Source organism: Arminella tubonensis (genome assembly GCF_003240585.1).
GTDB classification, from domain to species: domain Bacteria; phylum Pseudomonadota; class Alphaproteobacteria; order Rhizobiales; family Rhizobiaceae; genus Rhizobium; species Rhizobium tubonense.
On the sequence record NZ_PCDP01000030.1, the window covers coordinates 48,145 to 73,405 of the forward strand.

24 protein-coding genes and 1 pseudogene are annotated in these 25,261 nt (G+C 61.5%); 14 read left to right on the top strand and 11 right to left on the bottom strand.

Annotated elements, in window-relative coordinates; translation table 11 throughout:
• The first annotated feature begins 42 nt into the window (after window positions 1-42).
• The 4 genes from CPY51_RS09835 (at window position 43) to CPY51_RS09850 (ending at window position 3,719) form a co-directional block, all read left to right on the top strand.
• Window positions 43-987 carry an acetamidase/formamidase family protein gene (locus CPY51_RS09835; protein WP_111160066.1) on the top strand — a complete coding sequence of 315 codons (945 nt, stop codon included), beginning with the start codon at window positions 43-45 and terminating at the stop codon, window positions 985-987.
• Complete coding sequence (locus tag CPY51_RS09840) at window positions 984-2,669, top strand: ABC transporter ATP-binding protein (RefSeq protein WP_244598567.1); 1,686 nt, start codon at window positions 984-986, stop codon at window positions 2,667-2,669. Before CPY51_RS09835 ends, CPY51_RS09840 begins: the two co-directional genes overlap by 4 nt.
• Window positions 2,670-2,752: 83 nt before the next feature.
• Window positions 2,753-3,322 (top strand): DJ-1/PfpI family protein, encoded by a 570-nt coding sequence (locus tag CPY51_RS09845; RefSeq protein WP_111160068.1) that lies wholly within the window; start codon window positions 2,753-2,755, stop codon window positions 3,320-3,322.
• 46 nt (window positions 3,323-3,368) lie between these two features.
• A complete protein-coding gene (locus tag CPY51_RS09850; RefSeq protein ID WP_111160069.1) occupies window positions 3,369-3,719 on the top strand; it encodes a ribbon-helix-helix domain-containing protein in 351 nt (116 codons plus the stop codon).
• A 19-nt stretch (window positions 3,720-3,738) separates the two neighbouring features.
• On the opposite strand, the gene CPY51_RS09855 is transcribed toward CPY51_RS09850, so the two are convergent.
• Genes CPY51_RS09855 through CPY51_RS09895 form a run of 9 tightly spaced genes read right to left on the bottom strand, consistent with a single transcriptional unit; the run spans window position 3,739 to window position 13,077 of the window.
• Complete coding sequence (locus CPY51_RS09855; protein WP_111160070.1) at window positions 3,739-4,638, bottom strand: intradiol ring-cleavage dioxygenase; 900 nt, start codon at window positions 4,636-4,638, stop codon at window positions 3,739-3,741.
• Window positions 4,639-4,645: 7 nt separating this feature from the next.
• On the bottom strand, window positions 4,646-6,400 hold the full coding sequence (locus tag CPY51_RS09860; RefSeq protein ID WP_111160071.1) for an FAD-dependent oxidoreductase: 1,755 nt from the start codon (window positions 6,398-6,400) through the stop codon (window positions 4,646-4,648).
• On the bottom strand, window positions 6,393-7,478 hold the full coding sequence (locus CPY51_RS09865) for a branched-chain amino acid ABC transporter permease (protein WP_111160072.1): 1,086 nt from the start codon (window positions 7,476-7,478) through the stop codon (window positions 6,393-6,395). The genes CPY51_RS09860 and CPY51_RS09865 overlap by 8 nt, the downstream gene beginning before the upstream one ends.
• A gap of 9 nt (window positions 7,479-7,487) precedes the next feature.
• A complete protein-coding gene (locus CPY51_RS09870) occupies window positions 7,488-8,351 on the bottom strand; it encodes a branched-chain amino acid ABC transporter permease (protein WP_111160073.1) in 864 nt (287 codons plus the stop codon).
• Window positions 8,338-9,057, bottom strand: a complete 720-nt coding sequence (locus tag CPY51_RS09875; protein ID WP_111160074.1) for an ABC transporter ATP-binding protein — start codon at window positions 9,055-9,057, stop codon at window positions 8,338-8,340. Before CPY51_RS09875 ends, CPY51_RS09870 begins: the two co-directional genes overlap by 14 nt.
• On the bottom strand, window positions 9,057-9,776 hold the full coding sequence (locus CPY51_RS09880; protein WP_111160095.1) for an ABC transporter ATP-binding protein: 720 nt from the start codon (window positions 9,774-9,776) through the stop codon (window positions 9,057-9,059). Before CPY51_RS09880 ends, CPY51_RS09875 begins: the two co-directional genes overlap by 1 nt.
• Before the next feature lie 51 nt (window positions 9,777-9,827).
• Window positions 9,828-11,108, bottom strand: coding sequence for an ABC transporter substrate-binding protein (locus CPY51_RS09885; protein WP_111160075.1), 1,281 nt, complete (start codon window positions 11,106-11,108; stop codon window positions 9,828-9,830).
• A 38-nt stretch (window positions 11,109-11,146) separates the two neighbouring features.
• A complete protein-coding gene (locus CPY51_RS09890) occupies window positions 11,147-12,208 on the bottom strand; it encodes a maleylacetate reductase (RefSeq protein WP_111160076.1) in 1,062 nt (353 codons plus the stop codon).
• Complete coding sequence (locus CPY51_RS09895; RefSeq protein ID WP_111160077.1) at window positions 12,205-13,077, bottom strand: dioxygenase family protein; 873 nt, start codon at window positions 13,075-13,077, stop codon at window positions 12,205-12,207. The genes CPY51_RS09890 and CPY51_RS09895 overlap by 4 nt, the downstream gene beginning before the upstream one ends.
• Window positions 13,078-13,169: 92 nt before the next feature.
• On the opposite strand from CPY51_RS09895, the gene CPY51_RS09900 reads away from it, so the two are divergent.
• Window positions 13,170-14,120 carry a LysR family transcriptional regulator gene (locus CPY51_RS09900; RefSeq protein WP_111160078.1) on the top strand — a complete coding sequence of 317 codons (951 nt, stop codon included), beginning with the start codon at window positions 13,170-13,172 and terminating at the stop codon, window positions 14,118-14,120.
• An 8-nt stretch (window positions 14,121-14,128) separates the two neighbouring features.
• On the opposite strand, the gene CPY51_RS09905 is transcribed toward CPY51_RS09900, so the two are convergent.
• A complete protein-coding gene (locus CPY51_RS09905; protein ID WP_111160079.1) occupies window positions 14,129-15,025 on the bottom strand; it encodes a helix-turn-helix transcriptional regulator in 897 nt (298 codons plus the stop codon).
• A 242-nt stretch (window positions 15,026-15,267) separates the two neighbouring features.
• Here CPY51_RS09905 and CPY51_RS09910 point away from each other — a divergent pair, with 242 nt between their 5' ends.
• The 9 genes from CPY51_RS09910 (at window position 15,268) to pobA (ending at window position 25,098) form a co-directional block, all read left to right on the top strand.
• Window positions 15,268-16,719, top strand: a complete 1,452-nt coding sequence (locus CPY51_RS09910; RefSeq protein ID WP_111160080.1) for an aldehyde dehydrogenase — start codon at window positions 15,268-15,270, stop codon at window positions 16,717-16,719.
• A 92-nt stretch (window positions 16,720-16,811) separates the two neighbouring features.
• Window positions 16,812-18,131, top strand: a complete 1,320-nt coding sequence (locus tag CPY51_RS09915; protein ID WP_111160081.1) for an ABC transporter substrate-binding protein — start codon at window positions 16,812-16,814, stop codon at window positions 18,129-18,131.
• A gap of 7 nt (window positions 18,132-18,138) precedes the next feature.
• Complete coding sequence (locus CPY51_RS09920; RefSeq protein ID WP_244598569.1) at window positions 18,139-18,891, top strand: ABC transporter ATP-binding protein; 753 nt, start codon at window positions 18,139-18,141, stop codon at window positions 18,889-18,891.
• The gene (locus CPY51_RS09925; RefSeq protein WP_111160082.1) at window positions 18,888-19,613 is read left to right on the top strand and encodes an ABC transporter ATP-binding protein; all 726 of its coding nucleotides are present in this window, start codon (window positions 18,888-18,890) and stop codon (window positions 19,611-19,613) included. Before CPY51_RS09920 ends, CPY51_RS09925 begins: the two co-directional genes overlap by 4 nt.
• Window positions 19,610-20,506, top strand: a complete 897-nt coding sequence (locus CPY51_RS09930) for a branched-chain amino acid ABC transporter permease (protein WP_111160083.1) — start codon at window positions 19,610-19,612, stop codon at window positions 20,504-20,506. The genes CPY51_RS09925 and CPY51_RS09930 overlap by 4 nt, the downstream gene beginning before the upstream one ends.
• Window positions 20,503-21,528, top strand: coding sequence for a branched-chain amino acid ABC transporter permease (locus CPY51_RS09935; RefSeq protein WP_111160084.1), 1,026 nt, complete (start codon window positions 20,503-20,505; stop codon window positions 21,526-21,528). Before CPY51_RS09930 ends, CPY51_RS09935 begins: the two co-directional genes overlap by 4 nt.
• Before the next feature lie 39 nt (window positions 21,529-21,567).
• Complete coding sequence (locus CPY51_RS09940) at window positions 21,568-22,350, top strand: coniferyl-alcohol dehydrogenase (RefSeq protein ID WP_111160085.1); 783 nt, start codon at window positions 21,568-21,570, stop codon at window positions 22,348-22,350.
• 24 nt (window positions 22,351-22,374) lie between these two features.
• Window positions 22,375-23,820: an aldehyde dehydrogenase gene (locus CPY51_RS09945; protein WP_111160086.1), complete on the top strand. Its 1,446-nt coding sequence runs from the start codon at window positions 22,375-22,377 to the stop codon at window positions 23,818-23,820.
• A gap of 105 nt (window positions 23,821-23,925) precedes the next feature.
• A complete protein-coding gene (gene pobA / locus CPY51_RS09950; RefSeq protein ID WP_111160087.1) occupies window positions 23,926-25,098 on the top strand; it encodes a 4-hydroxybenzoate 3-monooxygenase in 1,173 nt (390 codons plus the stop codon).
• A gap of 37 nt (window positions 25,099-25,135) precedes the next feature.
• On the opposite strand, the pseudogene CPY51_RS09955 reads toward pobA, so the two are convergent.
• Window positions 25,136-25,261, bottom strand: a pseudogene (locus CPY51_RS09955) (3-oxoadipyl-CoA thiolase); the annotation flags it as partial.

The window sequence follows — 25,261 nt, forward strand, 5'->3', positions numbered from 1 at the left end:
TCCGAACGCAGTTCGGGGAGGCTCAATCTTCGGAGAAATGACATGTGCATTGTTTGCACCCATACTATCCACCGCGCGCAGCATAATTTTGGCTGGAACCGCGATTTCGAACCGGCGCTGATCGCCAAGCCCGGCGAGACCATTCACTTTGAATGCCTGGATTCGTCAGGCGGACAGCTCGGCGCCGGCGCCACCGTAGAATCGTTGAAAAGCCTCGATTTCGGCAAGATCAATCCCGTATCCGGACCTGTCTATATCGAAGGCGCCAAGCCGGGCGACGCGCTGAAGGTGACACTTCGCCGCTTCGTGCCCTCCGGTCTCGGCTGGACCGCCAATATTCCCGGCTTCGGCCTGCTAGCCGACCAGTTTCCGGACCCGGCCCTGCACATGTGGTCCTATGATGCGAACAGCATGACCCCCGCACTCTACGGCCCTGGCGGTCGTGTGCCGCTGAAGCCATTCGCCGGGACGATCGGCCTTGCACCTGCCGAGCCCGGCCTGCACTCCGTCGTGCCGCCACGCAATGTCGGCGGCAATCTCGATATTCGCGACCTCAGCGCCGGTGTGATGCTCTACCTTCCCGTCGAAGTCGAAGGCGGGCTGTTCTCGATCGGCGACACCCATGCAGCGCAGGGCGATGGCGAGGTATGCGGCACCGCCATCGAAAGCCAGATGAACGTCGAGGCGACGATCGAGCTGGTGAAGGATGCACGTCTCAAGAGCCCGCGCTTCACCATTACGGAGCCGGTCTCCCGCCATCTTGACGGAGCCGGCTACGAGGTGACGACAGGCATCGGCCCTGACCTGATGACCGGCGCGCGGGAAAGCCTGATGCGAATGATCGACCTGCTCGGTGACGAGCATGGGATGAGCCCTGTCGACGCCTATCTCCTCTGCTCGGTATGCGGCGACCTGAGGATCAGCGAGATCGTCGACATGCCGAACTGGGTCGTTTCCTTCTACTTTCCAAGGATCGTGTTCGAGTGACAGGACCCAACTCTGCCGCAGCGCCGGTACTTTCGGTTCGCAACCTCTGTCTTGACGCGCGCACGCCCGAGGGCCGCCGACGCATCCTCGACGATATCAATTTCGATCTGACATCAGGCGAGACGCTCTGCATCGCCGGCGAATCCGGTTCCGGCAAGTCCGTGACCTCGCTCGCCATCATGGGACTTCTGCCGAAGGCTTCGCTGCAGGTCGCATCGGGCAAGATCCTGCTTGGAGACCGCGACCTGCTGCAATTGCCCGACCGCGCCATGCGAAAGGTTCGCGGCGGTGATATCGCCATGGTATTCCAGGAACCGATGACGTCGCTGAACCCCGTCATATCGGTGGGGGCACAGCTGAGCGAGGCGATCCGCGAGCATCAGGGCAGCGACAACGCGACGGCGGAAACGATCGCAAAACAAATGCTGGATGCGGTGCAGATCACCGACCCTGCCCGCCGGCTAAAGCAATTCCCGCACGAACTGTCCGGTGGAATGCGGCAACGCGTCATGATCGCCATGGCGCTTTCGTGCCGGCCGAAGGTGCTGATCGCCGATGAGCCAACGACGGCGCTCGATGTGACCGTGCAGGCGCAGATCCTCAAGCTGATGCGTGAGCTCAAGCAGGAATTCGGCGCCTCGATCATTCTCATCACCCATGACATGGGCGTCGTCGCCGAGATGGCGGACCGCGTCGTCATCATGCAAGACGGCCGGATCGTCGAGGATGGTTCGGCACTTGCCGTCTTCGGTCATCCGAAGGAGCCTTACACCAAACAATTGCTTGCAGCAGTGCCAAGGCTCGGCGCCCATGCCGGGACGGACACGCCTCCCCGCGTCAGCGAGACGAAGATCGAAATATTGCAGCGCGACCGGACGCCCGTCCTCACCGTCAGCAATCTGAACGTCACCTATGGCAGCCAGGCAGGCTGGTTCTTCAAGGCAGCAGCGTCGGCGCCCGCCGTCAACGACGTGTCGTTCGACATCAGGCCGGGCCAGACGCTCGGTCTCGTCGGCGAGAGCGGCTCGGGCAAGTCGACGACCGGCAAGGCCGTGCTCGGCCTTATTCCCTTCACCGGCGATGTCGTGATCAATGGCCGCAACATCGCCGGATTGAGCCAGCGGGAGATGCAGCCTGTCCGCCGCTCGGCGCAGATGATCTTCCAGGATCCCTACGCCTCTCTCGATCCACGCATGGCGGTCGGCACCGCCGTCGCCGAGCCGATGGTCATCCACGGCCTCGGCGGCAAATCCGAGCGGAAAGATCGGGTGGCCGAGCTGCTGCACCGTGTCGGCCTGACGCCGGATGCCGCGACCCGTTATCCGCACGAATTCTCCGGCGGCCAGCGCCAACGCATCTGCATTGCCCGTGCCCTTGCCCTGGAGCCGAAACTGATCGTTGCGGACGAAAGCGTCGCGGCACTCGATGTCTCGGTCCGGGCTCGCGTCCTAGACCTGCTTCTGGAACTGCAGGAAACAATGGGCCTTGCCTATCTCTTCATTTCCCACGACATGGCGGTCATCGAACGGATGTCGCACAGGGTGGCCGTCATGCGGCATGGGAGGATCGTCGAAGCCGGCACGCGCCGCCAGGTCTTCGAGGCACCGCAGGATCCCTACACCCAGGCGCTGATGGCAGCTGTTCCCATTCCCGATCCAACGGCTCACCGGAGGCTGGCATAGAATTTTCTTCGTAGTATCCCCTCAGTACCCCTCAGAGCTTGCGGTTCGCTATGTTTCACCTGTCGTTTCAGGGAGGAACAGAAATGCCAAGTGCCAAGATTCTGATGATCACCGGTGACTTCACCGAAGACTACGAGACCATGGTTCCGTTCCAAACCTTGCAAGCCTGCGGCCACACGGTTCATGCCGTCTGCCCGGGCAAGCAAGCGGGCGAGACGGTTGCAACCGCGATCCACGATTTCGAGGGCGACCAGACCTATTCGGAAAAGCGCGGCCACAATTTCGCGCTCAATGCGACGTTCGAGAGCATCCGCGCCGAGGACTATGATGCCCTGGTTATTCCGGGCGGACGGGCGCCCGAATATCTGCGGCTCGATCCGAAAGTGCTAAAGGCGGTCCGCCATTTCTTCGACACCCAAAAGCCGGTCGCTTCAATCTGCCATGGCGCGCAGCTGCTTGCCGCGGCAGGCGTTCTCGAGGGTCGCATCTGCTCGGCCTATCCGGCCTGCAGGCCCGAAGTCGAGCGCGCTGGCGCCACCTATGCCGAGATTGCCGTCAGCGACGCTGTAACCGACGGCAAGCTCGTCACCGCACCCGCATGGCCGGCGCATCCCGCATGGCTCAAGCAATTCATGGCTGTGCTGGCAGCTTGAGGGCTGGTAAAGTGCCGCCCACAACGGGCGGCACCGGGAGGATGTCATGTGCGAACTGTTTATCAAGGCCGATGCAAGGCTGTGGGAAAGCACCACGCGCTCGCTGCGCATCGACGGCATGGTAACGAGCGTCCGACTGGAAAATTTCTTCTGGTCCAAACTCGAGGAAATTGCCAGACGTGACGGTATGAACGTCGTCCAGCTCATTACCCGGCTGCATCATGAATCGATCGATGCCGGTCACGACCTCGGCAATTTCACTTCATTTCTCAGGGTATGCTGCGCCCGCTATCTCGATCTGCAGCTTTCCGGCAATATCCCGTCCGATCTTTCGCAGCCGATTGCCGGGCTCGATGCCCGTACGATTCTAGGCCGTGAGCGCGAGAAATATCACTGAAGTCGATAGTGCCGAGAAATTAAAGGGGTGACCGAGCCTCCTCCTTCCTCGCCAGGACGAAATCGTACTCGACATCCCAGAAATCACCTTCAAAGCCATAGTCCCTCGACCGCGCCGGATCATGCGTGCGCTTGAATTCGGCAAGCAGACTTTCCTTCACGCCGAACACAGCGTCGGAACTGATATAGGGATCGTCAGGGTCGAAGATATGGGTGACGAGAGTGTCGAAACCCTTTGCCTTGATGATGTAGTGAAGATGGGCGGGCCTGTAGGGATGGCGCCCGAGGCTGTTCAGGAGCTGCCCTACCGGGCCGTCGTCAGGGATCGGATAGTATTTCGGCTTCACTGCGCGAAACCAGTAGCGGCCATCCGGTCCGGTGCGGAAGACGCCACGCAGATTGAAATCAGGCTGGATGCCCTGTTGCTGGACATCATAGAATCCTTCGTCGTTGGCCTGCCAGACGTCGATCACCGCGCCCGCGATCGGCTTGTCCGACGTGTCGAGTATCCGTCCATGAATGAACATGTCCTCGCCCTTCTGGTCGAGGCAGATATTGGCGCCCATCGGGAGTTCCGGCGCCCCATCGACGTGGAACGGACCGAGCACCGTGCTTTCCGAGGCACCCGAAGGCTTGCGGTTGTTGATCGCGTCGACCAGCATCGAAACGCCCAGAACGTCGGAAAGCAGGATGAACTCCTGCCGCCATTCGTTGCAGATCTGCCCGGTGCGGGTGAGGAAGAGGATCGCCTCCAGCCATTCGTCCTGCGTCGGCTCGATCTCCTTCACCGCCTCATGCATCTTCCGGGTGACGACCTCCATCACCTGCTTCAGCCGGTCGTTCTTCGCATTGCGGTTGCGGCCGGTCACGACCTCGACGGAATTGGCTTCTGTGAAGAAGCCTTTTTCATGCGCTTCCATGATCGCCTCACTTATCCAGTATCGATGCCATGACCCGGCGCAGTTCCCCGGCCGGATCATCGGAAATGCTGTCTCGCCGCCAGCTGACGTGATGGTCCGGACGGACAAGGATGATGCCACTGTCGCGGACTTCACGCGCGTTCGCCCAGTCGCCGGTGAAATCCTGCCACTGCTGGCGCGGGCCGATCACATGGGCTTCGATCTCGATGCCACGTTCCTTGCCGACAATGCGTGCCGCATCGATCCAGCCCTGGCCGCCGATGCCGGTCAGCACCGTGAACCTGCCGTGGCCGGTCAGATCGAGGGTCGAGACCTTTGCGCCGCTGCCGGAAAAGATCCAGGCATGCGGTAGTCGGGCGCCGGGCCAGGTGGTCGGTTGGTAGTGAAGCTCGGCATCGCCCGCACATACTGGCTCGGGTTGCCCGTCGGCGATCACGGCATCCGATCGGTAGCGCTGGTTCATTTCGACGCCATGGCAGTCGAATTCGTAGACCTTGTGTGCTATCGCCTTGCGGATGGCTACGCGCTGTTCCTCCGCGTCTGCCGTGTCGTTACAACGGGCGTCCATGTTCTGTTGCATCTTTACCGGATCGATCGAGTCCAGCAGACCCAACGCCTTGAAAATTGGCCCAAATTCTTCAATCGACTTGTTGGCACGGGTGACGATCTGCTTGGCGACCGGCGCCCGTTCCGCTTCGTAACTTTCCAGCAATCCCGGACCGGCCTTGTCTTTCAGCACCAAGGCCAGTTTCCACGCGAGATTGAAGGCGTCTTGTATGGATGTGTTGGAACCGAGCCCATTCGAGGGCGGGTGCCGATGGGTCGCGTCGCCCATGCAGAAAACCCGACCGTTCGCCATGGTCGTGGCGTACATGTTGTTGACGGTCCAGGTGGACACCGACTTGATGGTCATCTCGAGGTCCGCCACGCCAACGAGATCGCGGACTACCTTTCTCGCATGCGCCTCGTCGACTGCAGGCGCGGGCTGGTTGATGTCATAACCCCAGACAATCAGCCATTCGTGCCAGGGACGCACCATGCGCACGAGACCCATGCCGATGCCGCCGACGTCGGCACCGGGCTGCAGCACCCAGTATAGAACGGAAGGGCGGTGGGCGACATATTGGGAGAGGTCGGCCTCGAAGAGAATATTCATCGAGCCGGCGACACCCATCTTTCCCTCGAAAGTGAGGCCCGCGTGCTCGGCAACCTTCGAGTTGCCGCCGTCGGCGCCCACGAGGTACTTCGAGCGGATGGTGATGTCCTGGTTCGTCAGGCGGTCGCGACAGACCGTGGTGACACCCTGCGCGTCCTGCTCGTGGCTCAGATATTCGGTCGACATGCGCGACTGCGTACCGCGCGAGCAGGCGGTCTTGAAAAGCAGCGGCTCCATGAAGGTCTGCGGCAGGTCGTTCATATGGCTTGGCGAGGACAGCAGATGCTCGGCGCGAGAATTGGGGTGCGTGCCCCAGCTTTTCATCCGACCGATTTCCTCGCCGGCGATAGCGGTGCAAAACACGTTCTCTCCCATCAGGTCTTGGCCGGTGGCGTGCATATAGCCTTCGTCCTCGACCTCGCGGCCTAGGTCGCGCAACACCTCCATGGTACGCTGGTTGGTGATGTGGGCACGGGGCGTGCTCGCCAGCCAACGGTAGCGGTTGATCATCATGTTTTCGACACCATAGGTCGAAAGCAGTGCGGCGGTTGCGGCGCCTGCGGGTCCCGTCCCGATGACGAGTACGTCGGTGGTGATGTCAGCCATTCGGCCCTCCCTTGTCTTTGAGATTGAGCGGTCCGCGCTTCAGCACACGGCGGACCGGAAAAAGCTGGATGCCCGTGCGGTCGCAGAAGAGGCCCCAGAGACCGCGCGGGGCAAAAAGCATGACGACGATGCCGAGAAGACCGAGGATCAGAAGATACCAGGAGCCATAGTCGGCCAACAGGTTTTGCAGCAGGAAAAACGCAATGATGCCGACAATGGGACCTTCCAGCGTACCGATGCCACCGATCACGACGATGAAGATCACATAGGCAGTCCAGTCGATCACCGAGAACGCCGCATCCGGGGAAATGCGGGCCTTTTGCACATAGATCAGCGCTCCGGCGATCCCGGTCAGAAAAGCCGCGGCGACATAGACCAGGGCCTTCATTCTGACGGCATCGACGCCAACGGCGCGCGCCGCCTGTTCGTTGTCGCGGACGGCAGCCAACCCAAGCCCCTGTTTGCTGCGCAAAAGGCCGTAGATGAAACCGATCGTCCCCAGTGCCAGCAGCAATGCCAGCCAGTAGGTGAGCGCGTCGCCCGCCTGCGCGGCCTTCATGCCGAAGAGCTCGTGTAGTGCGCCGACGCCCCACATCTCGCGCGCGGCCTGCCGCGGTAACGACGTGCCGGTGCCACCGCCGAGCGCCTTCCATTGCGCAAAGAGCAGCCGGCCGACTTCGGCGATCACCCAGGTGCCGATGGCAAAATAGGGGCCATAGAGCCGGAATGTGAAGAAGGCGGTGGGGATCGCCAGAAGTGCCGAGAGCACGCCGGCGATGAAGATCGCCGCGATGGGATCGATGCCGAGAAGAATGACGCAGCCGAACATTGCGTAGGCCCCGAAGCCGACGAAGACCTGCTGACCGACGGAAATCAGACCGGCATAGCCGGCAAGAAGATTCCAGGTCTGGGCCAGCACCAGCATTGTGAGGATGAAGAACATGTCCTGGATGATGCTGCGCGAGACGAAGAAGGGTGCTCCGGCTGCGGCGACTAGGACGATCACGATCGCCACGGCAAACAGCGCCGATGCCTTGGTGCGGGTTTCGACTTGCCAGGATGTAATTGCGATACTCATCGATTGACCTCAGTCGACGGCGCGCGGGAAGAGGCCGCGCGGCTTGAACAACAGGACCACGAGAAAGGCGAGATGCCCGGCGAGAAGTTGCCATTCTGGATTGACCGCGGCGCCAACCGTCTGCGCGACGCCGAGGATGATGCCGCCCGCAAGCGTGCCCCAGAGTGACCCGAGCCCGCCAATGATGACCGCTTCGAACGCGTAGATCAGCCGGGTTGGACCTGATGTAGGGTCAAAATTAGCACGGGTGCCGAGATAGAGCGCCGCAATGGTGACGATCACCATCGCAAGACCGGTTGCCATGGCGAAGATGCGCTGCGGCCGAATGCCCATCAACCCCGCCGTCACCGGATCGTCGGAGGTCGCCCGGAAGGCGCGGCCCATGGATGTTCGATAGATCAGCTGGCTGAGGCAGACGATGACGAGCACCGCCGAGAGGAAGGTGAGCAACGGCATGATCCCGGCGCTGATCGGCCCGAGGCTGAGCGAAGCCGTTTCCAGGTACCCGACCGAGACGCGACGGCTATCGGCGGAAAAGCCCTCGAGCAGGCCGTTTTGGATGACGATCGACAGGCCGAAAGTCACCAAAAGCGGCGGCAGGATGTCCTTGCCGAGCGTCCGGTTGAGCAAAAAATATTGCAGCGCCCAGCCGGCCGCAAACATGACCGGCGCCGCAAACAGTGCCGCGACGAAGGGATTGAGCCCCAGCGACGTGACAAGTACCAGAATGATGAAGGCGGCTAGCACGATCAGATCGCCATGGGCCAGATTGACGAGCCGCATGATGCCGAAGACGAGGCTAAGACCGGCTGCAAAGAGAGCGTAGAGCCCGCCGAGCAGGATGCCCTGGAGGATCGTATCAAGCCAGTTCATGACCATCCGCTCCGAAATAGGCTGCGTGGATCGCCTCGCGGCTGATTTTGTCCGATGGGCCGGATAGGGTGATGCGCCCCTCCATCATGCAATAGACCCGATCCGCGACTTTCAGCGCCTGGGCGATATCCTGCTCGACGATCACGATCGATGCCCCGGTCTCGCGAATTTTCGGGAAGGCGGCATAGATGTCCCGGACGACGATCGGCGCCAGGCCGAGGCTGATCTCGTCGCAAAGCAGCACCGTCGGATTCGACATCAGCGCCCGGCCGATCGCCACCATCTGCTGCTGGCCGCCCGAAAGCGCCGTTGCCGGGCTGCTTCGCCGCTCTTTCAGGATAGGGAACAGCGCATAGATACTGTCGAGGATCCATGGCCCGTCGACGTTGCGGCCATAGGCGCCGACCTGGAGGTTTTCCTCGACGCTGAGCGAGGGGAACAGCCGCCGGCCCTCCGGCACCATGGCGATGCCTCGCGCGACGATGTCGGGCGCCGACAAGGCGCCGATCGACTCGCCCTTGTAGAGGATGGAATTTCGCTCATTGAGGAGCGCGCCGGCGATAGAGCGCAGCAATGTCGTCTTGCCAGCACCGTTGGCACCGATAATGGCAATAGCCTCGCCGGCGCCGATGGCAATATCGACGCCGAACAGGGCCTGGAAGTCGCCGTAGAACGCCTCCAGCCCTATGGTTTCAAGCAGCGCCATCATATCTCGATCCCCAGGTAGATCTCGCGCACCTCGCGCGATGCCATGATTTCCTCCGGCCTGCCCGCGCCAATCACCTTGCCGAAATGCAGCACCAGCAGGCGCTCCACCACCGAGTTCAGCGCGTGCAGGACATGCTCGATCCAGATGACGGTGATGCCTCTTGCATGGATGGCCCGGATGGTGGCGACGAGCGAGCGGCATTCACCCTCGGTCAGTCCACCGGCAATTTCGTCCAGCAGCAGCAGTTTCGGCTCGGTCGCCAGCGCCCGGGCAAGTTCCAACCGCTTACGCTGCAGCAGGGACAGGCTTCCGGCAACGACATTGGCCTTGTCGATCAGGCCTGTATCGACCAGAATTTCCGCACATCGATCCGAAACCTCGGCCTCGCGCTTGCGCGAGCCGAAGGCGCCGGCGACCAGCAGGTTTTCGAACACGGTGAGCTTCTCGAAAGGCTGCGGAATCTGGAACGTCCGCCCCATGCCGGAGAGACAGCGGGCCATCGGCGGCGCACCGGTCACATCGTTGCCGAGGAACCTTATTCGGCCGCTGTCAGGGGCAATATTGCCGGTCACCAGGTTGAACAATGTCGATTTCCCGGCTCCGTTCGGGCCGATGATCCCAAGCGCCTCGCCCTCGTCGACCGCAAGGGAGATCTGCTCGGCGACCGTCAGCGCGCCGAATTTCTTGGAAATGCCGTCGAGTTCAAGGATTGGCATAGCGATCGACTCCAGAAAAAAAGCGGGCCGCATCGCGCGGCTCCGTCGCTATCAGGCGATCGCTTCCATCTTGCCGCCGATCGGTATGTTCGGTGCCAGCGAATTCTCGGTGATGACGAGGTCGTAGCGGCCACCATCCTTCAGCCGCCATTGGCCGCCGACAAGCGGGGTCTTGGCGATATTCTTCGCGGCGAAAGGCGGCAGCCCCTTGCCGTCCCACGCGATCGGGCCGACCAGGGTATCGAGCTTCGTCGCCGCGATGGCCTCGGCCACGCTGTCGCCATCGGCCGGATCCTTTGCGCGCTTCATCACATCGACAGCCAGTTCGAAGAGGGCATGGGCAAAGCCGATCGGCTGTGTCCAGGGCCGGTCGGTGACCTTGGTAAAGGCCGCGGCGACTTGAGCGGAAGTCTCGCCCGTGAGGGACGACTTGAACGGATGCTCGGGCGTCCACCAGACCTCGGAGGAAAGATTATGCCCGGCCTTGCCAAGCGCTCCGACGGTTTGAGGAAAGAGCAGCGCCTTGCCGATCGAGGCGATCTTCGGCGTGAAACCCTGTTGTTTGGCCTGATTCCAGAACGTGGTGAAGTCAGGCGGAATGACGACGCCGGTGATGATTTCACAATTTGCCGACTTGAAGGCGTTGATCTGGGCCGAGAAATCGTCCGTCAGGTCCTGGAAGCGACCGGAGTCCGTCAGCTCATAGCCCTTGTCCCTAAGAACAGGGGGGAAGCCCACCTTGCCGTCGCCCCAGGCATTGCCATCGCCATCGTTCGGAAACAGGCCGCCGACCTTCCTGTTGGTTTCGAGCTGCGCCCACATGCCGGTATAGACCGCGATGACGTCCTCAAGGCCCCAGAAAAAATGATAGGCATAGTTGAAAGGCTTCCAACTGGCCGGATCGCCGGGATTGCCCTGCTGGCCGATGAACCAGGGCTGCCAGGGCGCGACCGTCGAGATGCACGGGGTCTGCTCGCCCTCGCAGATAGTGGCGACCGGGTTGGTCGTTTCCGGCGTCGAGGCGACCAGAACGAGATGGACCTTGTCGTCGACAATCAGCTGCTTGGCGACTTCAGCCGCCCGGTTCGGGTTTGACTGGCTATCCTTGACGACCACCTGATAATTCAGCCCCTTCGCCTTGGTCGTGGCGAGGAAATTGTCGATGACGAATTTGTCGGCTTCGCCGAATGCCGCAAGCGGCCCGGTCTGCGGGCTGACATAGCCGAGCTTGATCGGACTATCCTGCGCCAGCGCCGGCATCGCCAGTCCCGACGTGGCCGCAACGGCGCCGGTCGCAGCCGTGGTCTTCAGAAAATCGCGTCTCGTGAACATGTTCTCTCCTCCCATAGTCCCCTCCTCCCAGAGATTGATCAATGCGCCGGCCGCTTGCCCTCCCAGGCATCCTGCAGCAGGCTCCGTATGGATTGCCGGTCGATCGGCCGCGGGTTCCAATAGGGATTTTCCGTGGCGATCTCGGCCGCGCGGTCGAGGTCGGCTTTCGACAGACCCAGCGCTCGAAGGCTTGAGGGAGCGCCGATCGCGGCGGCAAAATCATGAAGTCCGCCGCCGACGGAGCCACCGAAAATCTCTGCGACCGGCGCCAGCAATTCGGGCACGGCGACCGCGTTGTAGGCTGCGGTATGTGGCAGCATGATCGCATGGGTTTCGGCATGCGGCGTATCGAACGTGCCGCCGAGCGTGTGGCAGATCTTGTGATGCAACGCCATGCCAACCGCGCCGAGCACGGTGCCGCAGAGCCAGGCTCCGTAGAGCGCATCGCCCCGGACGGCGATATCCTCGGGCGTTTCGATGATTGCCGGCAGGCTTGTCCTGAATGCTTGCAGGCCTTCGATCGCCATGAGCGTCGAAATCGGGTTTCGGTCCTGCGCATAAAGCGCCTCGACCGCATGCGCCATGGCGTTGAGGCCGCTCGTCACGCTCATGGCGACGGGAAGGCCCGTGGTGAGCGTGGCATCATAGATGACGACCTCCGGCATGATCCTCGCATCGCGGACAGTCGTCTTGCGACCGTTCTCCGTCTGGCCGAGGATGGGGGTGACCTCCGACCCGGCATAGGTGGTCGGGATGACGACCTGCGGCAGATCGGTGCGATAGGCGATCGCCTTGCCCAGGCCCGTTGTCGAACCGCCGCCGATCGACACGACGCAATCGGCCCCGGTCTGGTGCACCTTTTCCATCGCCCGTTCGGTGACATCGACCGGCGTGTGCATGACGGCCTCGGCAAAGATCCCGACGGACAATTGTCCGAGCTTGCCCATCAGAGCCTGCGCGTCCGAGGCCTGTTGCGGCGTCGAAAGAACCAGCGCCCGTTTGCATCCGAGCTTTTCCACCCACTCGAGTACGCAGGCAGATTTGCCTGCGCCGAACACGATATGTGCGGGATTGCCGCTGTAGATGAACGCACGGCTCATGCGCCCCCCTCCCGTTTCGCCCGAACCATTACGAATGTGAAATCGAGCTGCCAGGCCGGTTTGTCGGCGGGCTTCGGCCTGAAGTCCCCCAGCAACTCCGGCTTGACGCCGAAGATGGCATCCTCGTTCAAGTACGGATCGTTCCGGTCATAGACATGCGTGGTGATGGTCTCAAAGCCCGGCGCCTTGATCATGAAATGCAGATGGGAGGGCCGTCTTAGCGGATAGCCTGCCTGGCGCAGCAGTCGTCCCACCGGACCATCGTCAGGGACGCCGTAGCCGGAGGGCCGTACGGAGCGATAATGAAAGCCGCCCTCCGCATCGGTCTCGAAGACGCCGCGCAGATTGAACTCCGGTTGCATGTCGGGCTGCTGGTTCTCGTAATAGCCCTGCGAATTCGCCTGCCAGGTCATCACGGTTGCATCACGGACCGGCAAGCCGTCGAGATCGAGGACACGGCCGCTGACGTCGAGCGGCTCGCCGATGCCATCAAGCGAAATGTCGGCGCCAGCCTCCCGGTTCGGGGTGTCGGCGCGAAAGAAAGGACCGCGCACCGTGTTTGGCGTGGCGCCCTTCGGCCGGCGTGAATTGATCGCCTCGATCAGTGCCGAAGCGCCAAAGAGATCAGACAGCAGCACCCATTCCTGGCGTCGCTCATCGGATGCATGGCCAACTTCCGTCAGAAATTCGATAACCCTGCGCCAATCGGCGGGCGAAGGCCGCGTCTCGCGGATGATCTGGTGCAGGTGGGAGACGACAGCCGAAAGCACGCGCGACAGCGCCTTGTCCTTCGAGTTCACCAGGCGCTCGTCAAAAATGTCGGATGAGTTTGTTTCGCTGAAACTCAGCGCGATGTAGCTGGCCGTCATGCTCTCCTCCAAAATCATCCGGCGAAGAGAAAAATAGCATCGATGAAGCATGCCCTTGATGATTTTATTGCGCGCCAATATAACCGATTGTTATGAAAATCGATGAAAGACATCTGATCCAGCTTGCCGCGGTCGTAAAGGCCGGGGGAGTGACGGAGGGTGCCGCGCTGCTTGGGCTGTCGCAGCCGGCAGTTTCACGCACATTGTCCATGCTGGAAGGACGGCTGGGCGAGCCGCTTTTCGTCAAAGGGCGCCGCCCCCTTCAGCCGACGCCGCTCGGACGGGCATTGGCCGATCACGGCCAGACGATGCTTGCCGCGTCACGCAAGGCCTCGGATACGGTCGAAGGCTTCCGCGTCGGACGAACGGGTGTCGTACGGATTGGCGGAACGCCGTTCTTCATGGACGCACTGATCGCCGGCATGATCGCCGAGTTCCAAAATTCGCATCCGGATGTTCGCATCGACCAGACCTACGGCTATTTTTCCGATCTGCGGGCCGCGTTGAAAGCCGATCAGATCGATCTTGCCATTTGTCCGATCGATATTCTCGACGAGGGTTCAGATCTTGAGTTTCAGGAGATCCTTCCGGGACGCAACGTGGTGGCCTGCGGGGTGACGCATCCTCTATTGATGAAGCGTCGGCCACAACCTGCCGATCTTCTGGATTTTCCGTGGGTCGCGCCGCCGCCGGGCAGCCCGCTGCTTGCGGACCTTCGCAGCATGCTTTTGTCCTTCGGTGCGACCGAGATCAAGATCCGCTATTCCGGCGGCTCCTTGTTGAGTGTCATCAACTATATGAAAACCGCCAACGCGCTGACGATCATGCCCCATACGGTCGTCTTTTCGCTGCGAAACGAGAAAGCCATAACGGCACTGCCTATCAATATCGCCCATCCGGAGCGCGCCCTTGCGATCTTGAAGCGCGTCGACGCGGCACGCGCACCTGCCGCCGATCAGTTTGCCAACCACGTTCGCAGCAGTTTTGAAAAATTGAGGCATCTGATCAAGCGCCATGAACAGTCGGTTGTCTGGGGCAACTAGGTACCCCCTCAAGGCCAATCGGCATAGCCGGATGACAGGGCATGGTTTTGCGAACCCACGGCCGCTCGCGCCGCCTGGCGATACCTCTGCGGCGAAAATCCGGTCTTCTTGGAAAAAAACTGACTGAAATAGGTCGGCTCGCGAAAGCCCAGCGCGTCCGATATTTCCTGGACGGTTCGCTCGGAGCGCTCCAGCCTCAATTTCGCTTCCTGAACGACACGCTCGTGAAGCAACTGGATGGGCGAGCGGGACAGCTCCCGCTGGCACACCGCGTGCAGCCGATCGGTCGTTACGCCCAGTTCGCGCGCATAGTCACTGATCGGCCTGTGCTGCAGAAACCAGGCTTCGACGAGTTGGCGATATCGCTGCAAGATTGGACCGCGTTGAGCGCGACCGGCAGGCTCGGCCTGACGTCCGTCGATGCGCCAAACGCACATAAGTATCAAACGCAGATAGGCGGAGACGACCATTCCGGAGGCGCGTGTCGGATCGCCAAGTTCGCCAACGAAACCGGAAATGAGCGGGATGATCTCGCTTGCAAACTGTGGATTGAGATCGTTTAGGACCTTGGGCTGTTCGACCAGTATCCGCAGCGAATAGGATTCTGCCCGGTCTCCGATCGCATCGGCGACAAGATGTGGCGATGCACCGATCAGCATGGCGTGACCACCGGCCGCGATATTGATCAGGTACCGTTTCTGCAGCGGCAATGAGGCTAGGCAGGGCGCCCGCATCTGCCGTTCGTCATCACCGTCACTTCGAAGGAGCGCGGTTCCTCCAGTCAAAAGGAAGACGTGATGGAAATCCGCATAGATCCCCTTTTGAAACTGAATAGTTCGCTGAGAGAGCGCAGGATCGCGCCGCTCTCCGCGCGCATGATGGAAAATTCCTGCCTCGGACTGCATATGAGCTCCTCGAAAATCCACCCCACCTTTCCGTATGCGACTTTAGACCAGATAATTGTAAGATTTAACCAGAAAAACATATTCTTTCTCCGCGCAGGCTGCGTACGATCTCCCCATCGGCCTTTGGGAGGAGGCAACGTCAACACATCGACAAAGCGCTGGACCGTCTTGGGTACATCGGCTTTGCTGCATTCTCCCGTGGCGCAAACGCAGGCTATGCCTGCATTCGAGCGGGTGACGTCATGTTCGTGGCAAAGCTCTTTATCAACGATGAGGCGATGGACGCATCGAACGCATCCACGTTCGAGCGGATCGACCCGGTCAGCGGCGACGTCGCGACTGTCGCCTCGGCCGCAAGCGCCTCGGATATGGACAAGGCAGCAGATTCCGCAGCCGCCGCCTTTCCCAACTGGTCGGAAACACCGCCGGGGGAACGGCGCGCCATGCTCAATCGCGCCGCGGATATCGTGGCGGCCCGCACCGCCGACCTGATTGCCGCAATGGTCGGCGAAACCGGCGCGACCGCACTTTGGGCGCGGATCAATTGCGAATTGGCCGCCGAGATCTTCCGCGACGCCGCCGCGATGACGACGCAGGTCACAGGCGAGATCATCCCTTCGAACATCTCCGGAAACATGTCGATGGCAATCCGCCAGCCGGCCGGCGTCTGCGTCGGCATTGCTCCGTGGAATGCGCCCATCATCCTTGGCGTGCGGGCGATTGCCATGCCCCTTGCCTGCGGCAATACCGTCGTTCTGAAGGCCTCGGAGCTCTGCCCGAAGACGCATAGCCTGATCGGGGAGATCATGCGCGAGGCCGGCTTCCCACCGGGTGTCGTCAACGTCCTCACCAATGCCCCGAAAGATGCGGCCGCTGTCGTCGAGGCGTTGATCGCTCATCCGGCCGTTCGGCGCATCAATTTTACCGGCTCGACGCGCGTTGGACGGATCATCGCGGAAATCTCGGCCAGATACCTGAAACGTTGCCTGCTGGAACTGGGCGGAAAGGCTTCGTTCATCGTGCTTGCCGATGCGGATATCGATGAGGCCGTGCGGGCTGCCGCCTTCGGGGCATTCATGAACCAGGGCCAGATCTGCATGTCGACCGAACGCCTCATCCTCCTCGACGATATCGCCGACGAATTCGTCGCAAAATTCAAGGCAAAGGCAATGACCCTTGTCGCCGGAAATCCCGCGGACGGCGGAAAGCCACTTGGCTCCATGATCAATGCGGAGGCGGCAAGGCGCGTGAAGGCGCTCCTGGACGACGCGCTGGCAAAGGGTGCCGTTCTCGTCTGCGGCGGCCCGGCGCGCGGCACGCTGATGGACGCGACTGTGCTGGATCACGTCACCTCCGCGATGCGCATCTACCACGAGGAAAGCTTCGGTCCGCTGGCTGCGATTATTCGTGTGGGCAGCATAGACGAGGCTGTGACAGTCGCGAACGACAACGAATATGGACTGTCGTCGGCGGTCTTCGGCCGCGACGTCAATCGGGCGCTGTCAGTCGCCAGGCGCATCGAATCCGGCATCTGCCACATCAACGAGGCAACCGTATCCGACGAACCGCAGATGCCCTTCGGCGGGGTGAAATCAAGCGGATACGGGCGTTTCGGCGGCAAGGCCGCAATCGACGAATTCACCGAGCTGCGCTGGATCACGGTCGCATCCGGAGCACGGAACTATCCGATCTGACGTGGCTGCCGCTCGGGAGAAGCGGTCAACGCATCACGGTGAATAACTGACCGGCACGATTTTCGAAGTTTGAGAACTGGGAGGAGAGGACAATGAACAGGAAACCCGACACGACAACAGGCAATCCCTTGGCGCTGACGCGACGCTCGTTCATCGCGGCTACAGCCGTTGGCGGCGCAACCCTGGCCATGGGTGCCAATGCGGCATTCGCGCAGAGTGGCGACACGATCAAGGTGGGTTTCATCAGCCCGCGCACAGGTCCATTGGCGGGCTTCGGCCAAACCGACGGCTACGTGCTCGATCTTGCCAAGAAGGCCTTGGCGGAAGGATTTCAGAGCGGTGGCAAGAGCTGGAAGGTCGAGATCATCGATCAGGATACCCAGTCCGACCCTTCCCGTGCCGGTCAGCTGGCAAAAGATCTGATCAACAACCGGAACATTGATCTGATGCTCGTTGTTTCGACCCCGGAAACGATCAATCCCGTTGCCGACGCCTGCGAGGCGGCCGGCGTTCCCTGCCTCTCGACGGTCATGCCGTGGGAAGCCTGGTATTTCGGACGTGGCGCCAAACCCGGCCAGCCCTCCCCGTTCAAATGGACCTATCATTTCGGCTTTGGTGTCGGCGAGTTCTTCAAGACCTATGTCTCCCAATGGAAGCTGATCGAGACCAACAGGAAGGTCGGCGTCATGTATCCGAACGATGCAGACGGCAACGCCATTCGTGCCAATCTTGCACCGCTTCTGGCCAAGGAAGGATTCACGATCGTCGATCCCGGTCCCTATGAAGACGGAACCACCGATTATTCGGCGCAGATTTCGCTGTTCAAGCGAGAAGGCATCGAGATCTTCAATTCGTTCCCGATCCCGCCGGATTTTGCCGCCTTCTGGCGACAGGCAGCGCAGCAGGGCCTGACGCGCAAGATCAAGATCTGCCAGGTCGCAAAGACCGGGCTGTTTCCCTCCGACATCAACGCGCTTGGCAAGCTCGGCATGAATATCAGCAGCGCCGCCTATTGGCACAAGGCTTTTCCCTACAAATCGACGCTGACGGGCGTATCGGGAACGGAATTGGCCGATGGCTACGAGACTGCAAGCGGCAAGCAATGGACACAGCAGCTCGGCGCCAGCCTTGCACTTCTTGATGCCGGTTTCGAAGCCTTGAAAGCAAGCACGAACGTCAAGGACAAGGCGGCTGTCGCCAAGGCGTTGAGCACGCTTAAGACGACGACAATCGCCGGGAAAGTGGATTTCACGAGCGGGCCGGTCGCGAATGTTTCGCCGGGGCCGATCATCGGCACCCAATGGGTGAAGGCGGCTTCGGGCTCGAAGTTCCCGCTCGACTATGTCGTTACCGAAAATGTCACGGACCCGAATGTTCCGGTCGGTGCCAAACTCCTTCCCTATAACGGATGACACCACTGTGCAGCAGATAGCTCGACAGCGGCCGGGAGATGATTTTCTCTCGGCCAAGGCGATCCACAAGAGCTTCGGAGCACTCGTGGTTCTCGACAATGTGGATTTCGCCATGGGCGTTGGCGATGCCGTCGGCATTGTCGGCCCGAACGGTGCGGGCAAGACAACGCTGCTCAGCGTGCTCGCAGGCGCGTTTCCGCCCAATAGCGGCACCATCTTCCTCGACGGGCGAAACGTCACGGCGCTGACGGCGGCAGACCGCTGCAAGTCCGGACTAGCCAGAACCCATCAGGTCCCGAAGCCTTTCGGCGGCATGACCGTATTCGAGAATGTCTATGTCGCGGCCGCGCATGGCGAGCTCGTCAATCGCGACGAAAGCTATGGCCGCGTCATCGATTCTCTCACGCTTTGCGGCATGCTTTATGTTGCCAATCGCCAGGCAGATACGCTGGGCCTGCTTGATCGCAAACGCCTGGAACTGGCCCGTGCGCTCGCAACCAAGCCGAAACTGATGCTGCTCGACGAGATCGGCGGCGGCCTCACCGATGGCGAGGCGAGCGAGCTGGTGGAAACGATCCGCGAACTGCGCCGCCGCGGCATCGGCATCGTCTGGATCGAACACATCGTCCATATCCTCCTCCAGGTGGCCGACCGGCTGATCTGCATGGATGCCGGAAGGATCATCGCCGACGGCGATCCCAAAGCCGTCATGAGGGATGAGCAGGTGGTCAAAGCCTATCTGGGGAGATCACCGGCATGAGCACCCTCTCCATCCAGGAGCTGGACGTGCGCCATGGACTGCTTCAGGCTGTGCGCGGTGTCAGCTTCCAGATCGACAAGGGCGACGTCCTGGCCCTGGTCGGCGCCAACGGGGCCGGCAAGACGACGTTGCTGCGCTCAATCGCCGGCGCCCATCTTCCCGCCTCCGGCCGCATTTTGCTCGGCGACCGTGACCTGACACAGGTGCCATCCCACAAGCGGATCGCGATGGGGATTGCCCTGGTCCCGGAAGGCCGGCGGCTCTTTTCGCAGATGACGGTGGAAGAGAACCTGTTGCTCGGAAAGACATCGGGCCGGAAGGGCGCGTGGAACATCGCTCGGGTATTCGACGCATTTCCGAACCTTGTGCCTCGCCGCCACGCCAAGACCGGACAGCTTTCCGGCGGCGAGCAACAGGCAACCGCCATCGGCCGGGCCTTGATGAGCAATCCGGACGTCCTGTTGCTAGATGAGGTTTCCCTCGGCCTTTCCCCGCTCGTCGTCGACCGCGTCTACGAGCAGCTGCAGACGTTCCTGACTTCGGGCACGACGATCATTCTCGTGGAGCAGGATCTCGGGCGGGCCATGCGCGTTGCCAGCCGCGTCATCTGCATGCTCGAAGGCCGGATCGTTCTCGATGCCCCCGCCGCGGCCGTCTCGCGCGATGAGGTGACACAGGCCTATTTCGGCCTGCATCGAGCCGACGGCGGGAGGGCAGCATGATCGACACCCTGATCCAGGGCACGCTGCTTGGCGGCTACTACGCCGTCATTGCCTGTGGCCTTTCCTTCATGTTCTCCGTCATGCGGATCATCAATCTGGCCCATGGCAGCCTGGCAATCGTCGCGGCCTACGGCCTGTGGCTGCTGGCCGATCGTTTCGGCATCTCACCCTTTATCGGCCTTTTAATCGTGCTGCCCGCCATGGCGCTGGTCGGCTGGCTGTTGCAGCGGTTCGTTCTGGAGCGAAGCGCGCGCGGCAACGCGCTCCTGCCGATCCTCAGCACATTCGGCCTTTCGATCATCATCGACAACCTGCTGTTTCAGCAGTTTGGTGCCGACACCCGGTCTCTAGCGCCCTTCCTCGGCGACCTCAGCTATGATTCCTGGGAGTTGCCCGGCGATATCTATGTCGGCAAGCTGTCGGTCATGATGATCGTGGCGGCGATCGTCATTCTCGGCGGACTGCAGCTTTTCCTCAGCCGGTTTGCCCTGGGGCGAGCCATTCGCGCGACCGCGGAGGATCCGGACACCGCCGGTCTCGTCGGGATCGATGCCCGCAAGGTCAATGCGGTGGCAACGGCGATCGCGATGGTGACGGTCGGTATCGCCGGCGCTTTCCTCGCAATGCGGGCAACGTTCGACCCCTATTCCGGCGGGCCGCAGCTTCTCTTCGCCTTCGAGGCGGCGGTGATAGGTGGCGCCGGTTCGCTTTGGGGAACGCTGGTCGGTGGCATTGTCCTCGGTCTTGCGCAATCGCTGGGCGCTCAACTTCACCCGCAAGGCTTTCTCATCGGCGGTCACCTCGTCTTTCTCCTCGTGCTCTTCATCAGGCTCTTTCCATTGGGCACGCCGTTCCTCGGAAAGATCAGCGCATCCCTACGGAGTGAAGCATGACATATCTCTCGAGTGGCTTTTCGGTCGAACGATGGACGCGGTCATCCCGCTCGGCGGTCTTTGGGTGTGTCATCGTTCTTGCAGTTCTGGCCCTCGCGCCGCCACTGATGGGAGCCGGCGCCGTCGACCGCCTGACGGCTCTGTTCGTCTACGTCATTCTTGCCGTCATGTGGAACGCGCTTGCCGGCTATGGCGGGCTCGTCTCCGTCGGACAACAGGCATTTTTCGGTCTAGGCGCCTATTTCACGGTACGGCTTGCAGATGCGGGGCTCAATCCCTTCGTCTCGCTCCTTGCGGCCGCCTTCATCACCGCCGCACTTTCCGTGCCGCTGTCCTTTTTCATGCTGCGACTTAGAGGAGGTGAGTTCGCAATCGGCATGTGGGTTATCTCGGAGCTCGTTCATCTGCTGGTCAACCTGGATCAACTCATCCAGGGAGAAACGGGAACCTCGCTGATTTCGCTCAATGCCTATGATAGCGCCACGCGCCGCGCGGCGATCTATTGGATGGCGCTGATTGCAATGGCAGGTCTTCTCGGCCTGCTTTTCGTCTTGTTGCGAAGCCGTGCTGGCGCTGCGATACAGGCCATCCGGGACAATGAAGACGCAGCGACCTCCGTGGGGGTCAAGGTCATGGCGACGAAGCGGCTGCTCTTCGTCCTTGCCGCCTTCGGCGTTGCGGTGGCTGGCGGGCTCTGGCTCGCGACGGCCACCACCTTCCAGCCCAAGACCTACTTCAGCATCCAATGGACCGCCTACATGATATTCATGGTGCTCGTCGGTGGCATTGGAAAATTCGAAGGAGCCATCCTCGGCGCCATCCTGTTTTTCGTGATCGAGACCTATTTCGGCAGCATGGGCGTCTGGTACCTCATAGGCCTCGGCGCGACGGCAGTGTTGTTCTCGCTCTACATGCCACATGGCCTTTGGGGAGCCGTCGAACGACGCTTCGCCCTCAGGCTTCTACCCATCGGCTATCGGCTGACGCTTCCAAAATACTTGATGGATCAACACGATCGATGAAATCAAGACAATCTGCGATGCATTGGGAAAGGTAAGATCATGCTCTTTGGAAAAACAATCCTGATTACCGGCGTTGCTTCTGGAATTGGCGCACGCACGGCAGAGCTCGCAGGGCAAATGGGTGCCGATGTCATCGGCGTCGATGTCCGCGAGCCGCCGGAACGACAGGCTTCCTTCGTCAAGGGCGACATCTCGACACCAGCTGGAGTTGCAGAAATCGTCCGGCAACTTCCCATGCGCATCGATGCGCTCGCCAACGTCGCAGGTCTCTCCGGCAACACTGGCCTTAAGGCAACGCTCGCTGTCAACTTCTACGGTCTGCGCGCACTGTCCGAAGCGGTGGCGCCGCGACTTCGCGAGGGCGGCGCTGTCGTCAACGTCGCCTCGATCGCCGGCTACGGATGGCGTGCCAATATCGAGCGGGCGAAGGCCCTGACCGCCATCGAAGGCTTTCCCGATGCAGGCCTCGCAGCCAAGCACGGCTTGAAGGATGAGGAAGGCTATCCGCTTTCCAAGGAGCTTCTGCTGCTGTGGACCATGCGCGCTGCGCATCAGCCGCTGTTCAAGGATCGGGCAATCCGTGTCAATGCCGTCAGCCCAGGCCCGGTGGAGACGCCGATCCTGAAACAGTTTCGGGCAGTCCTCGGAGACGAGCGCGTCGACAGCGACATCACACGGGTCGGGCGTGCTGGAACCGCGGCCGACATTGCACCGGCCATCCTCTTCCTCTGCTCGGACGGCGCACGTTGGATCAACGGCGCGAATCTAGCCACGGACGGCGGCCTCGAAGCCTCCGTCAATGCCGAGGTCCTCGGCTTCTAACCCTCTTTGTATCAGGAGACGAACATGGACATTTCCCTTCTCATCGATGGTGTGGACCGCCCCGCCCAGAGCGGTCGCACATTCGACCGCCACGACCCCTTTACGGAGAAACTGGCGACCCGTGCGGCGGCCGCTGGACTGGAGGATGTCAACGCCGCGGTGGAGGCCGCCGCTGCGGCCTTCAAGACATGGTCGAGGACTGGACCCAGCCATCGCCGCGCGATCCTGCTCAAGGCCGCCGACATCGTCGACGCCAAGGTGGGCGAGTTCACCAGGCTGATGATTGAGGAAACCGGGGCAACCGCTCCCTGGGCAGGCTTCAACGTCATGCTGGCCGCCAACATCCTTCGTGAAGCGGGCTCTATGACCACCCAGATTTCTGGCGAGATCATCCCGTCCGAAAAGCCCGGAACGCTCGCGATGGGCGTGCGTCAGGCAGCCGGCGTCTGCCTTGCGATTGCGCCCTGGAACGCGCCTGTCATTCTCGCAACGCGCGCGATCGCAATGCCGATCGCCTGTGGCAATACCGTCGTCCTGAAGGCGTCGGAACTATGCCCGGGCACGCAGCGGCTGATCGCCACCGCCTTGACGGAAGCGGGACTGCCGGCCGGCGTCATCAATGTCATCACCAATGCGCCGGAGGATCCCGCCGAGATCGTCGCTGCCCTGATCGGCCATCCGGCCATACGTCGCGTCAATTTCACCGGCTCGACCAAGGTCGGCAAGATCATCGCCGAGCTTTGCGGCAAGCACCTGAAGCCGGCACTGCTCGAACTCGGCGGCAAGGCGCCGCTCGTCATCCTCGATGACGCCGATATCGACGGCGCGGTCAACGCGGCAATCTTCGGCGCCTTCATGCACCAGGGCCAGATCTGCATGTCGACCGAGCGGATCATCGTTCATCAGGCGATCGCCGACGAATTCGTGGCGAAGCTGTCGGCGCGCGCCAGCCAGCTTCCGGCCGGAGATCCGCGAGGACATGTCGTGCTCGGCTCGCTGATCAGCCTCGGCTCGGCGATGAAGATGGAAGAGCTGATAGCGGACGCTCAGGCTAAAGGGGCCAAGCTCGTTGCCGGCGGCAAACGCAGCGGTACGGTCGTGGAAGCGACGCTGCTCGATCACGTCACCGCCGACATGCGCGTCTATTCTGAAGAGTCCTTCGGTCCGGTCAAGCCGATCATTCGGGTGGCCGATGAAGAAGAAGCGATCCGCGTCGCCAATGACACCGAGTACGGTCTGTCTGCAGCTGTGTTCAGCCGCGACGTCCAGCGAGCGATGGCGGTTGCCGCCCGCATCGAATCCGGCATCTGCCATATCAACGGGCCGACCTTGAACGACGAGGCGCAGATGCCGTTCGGTGGTGTAAAGGGCAGCGGATACGGACGCTTCGGCGGCAAGGCTGCTATCGCCGAATTCACCGATCTCCGCTGGATCACCATCGAGGATTCCGCGCAGCATTATCCATTCTGAAAATCGTCAACGGCAGGCGGCCCGGAGCTGGTCGCCTGCCGCAATCCATTCGAGGACGGCTGCCCCGACAACGGCAGCGGGTTCGACAAGCGCTTTGGTGAGGAAATGCGTACACAAGTCGTCGTCATCGGTTCCGGCCCATCAGGATTGCTGCTCGGGCAATTGCTGACAGAGGCCGGCATCGACAACGTCATCCTCGATCGGGTCGGCAAGGACTATATCCTCGGTCGTGTTCGGGCCGGCGTTCTCGAGGAAGGTACGGTCGGGTTGGTCGACAGGGCGAGGGCTGGTGCTCGCCTGCACGCTGAAGGGTTGCCGCATGACGGCTTCTCGCTTGCCTTCGACGGTCGCGACCATCGCATCGATCTCTTCGGGCTTACAATCGGCAAGCGCGTCATGGTCTACGGCCAGACGGAATTGACACGCGACCTGATGCACCACCGCGAAAAGAGTGGCGCCCAGTCGGTCTACGATGCTGCCAACGTCCAGCCTCATGATTTCGATAAGGGTAAGCCTTACGTGACATATGAGAAGGGCGGCGGCGCCCACCGCATCGATTGCGATTTCATCGCCGGATGCGACGGGTTTCATGGCGTGAGCCGCAAGGGCGTTCCGGAAAGAGCAATCCGTACATTCGAGAAGGTCTATCCCTTCGGTTGGCTCGGCATACTCGCAGACGTCCCGCCGGTTAATCACGAGCTGATCTATGCCAACCACCCACGCGGCTTCGCGCTCTGCTCGATGCGCTCCGCCACCCGCAGCCGCTACTATATTCAATGTGCGTTGGACGAGAAGATCGAAGACTGGAGCGACGATCGCTTCTGGGATGAATTGCGCCGCCGCCTGCCCGTTCATCATGCCGAGGCGCTGACAACGGCGTCTTCCTTTGAGAAATCAATCGCGCCACTGCGTTCCTTTGTCGCCGAGCCGATGCGCTTTGGTCGCCTGTTTCTCGTCGGCGACGCTGCCCATATCGTTCCGCCGACAGGCGCCAAGGGGCTCAATCTGGCCGCGAGCGACGTTCACTATCTCTTCGCGGGATTGGTCGAGCATTATCAGGATCGCTCCGATGCCGGCGTCGATCGCTATTCCGCTCTCGCCTTGGCGCGCGTCTGGAAAGCCGTCCGCTTTTCGTGGTGGATGACGACGATGATGCATCGCTTTCCGGATACCAGCGACTTCGACCAGAAGATACAGGAAGCGGAGCTCGATTATCTCACCCATTCCCGCGCCGCCTCGACGGCGCTGGCTGAAAATTATGTCGGGCTGCCCTATTAGCTCCAACAACGCTCCATCGTCGCTGGGAATGCCCGTATCACACCCTTTCGAGCGCGATGGCGATGCCCTGGCCGACGCCGATGCACATGGTCGACAGCGCATAGCGGCCGCCGGTCTCTTTCAGCTCCAGCGCCGCCGTGCCGGTGATGCGGGCGCCGGACAT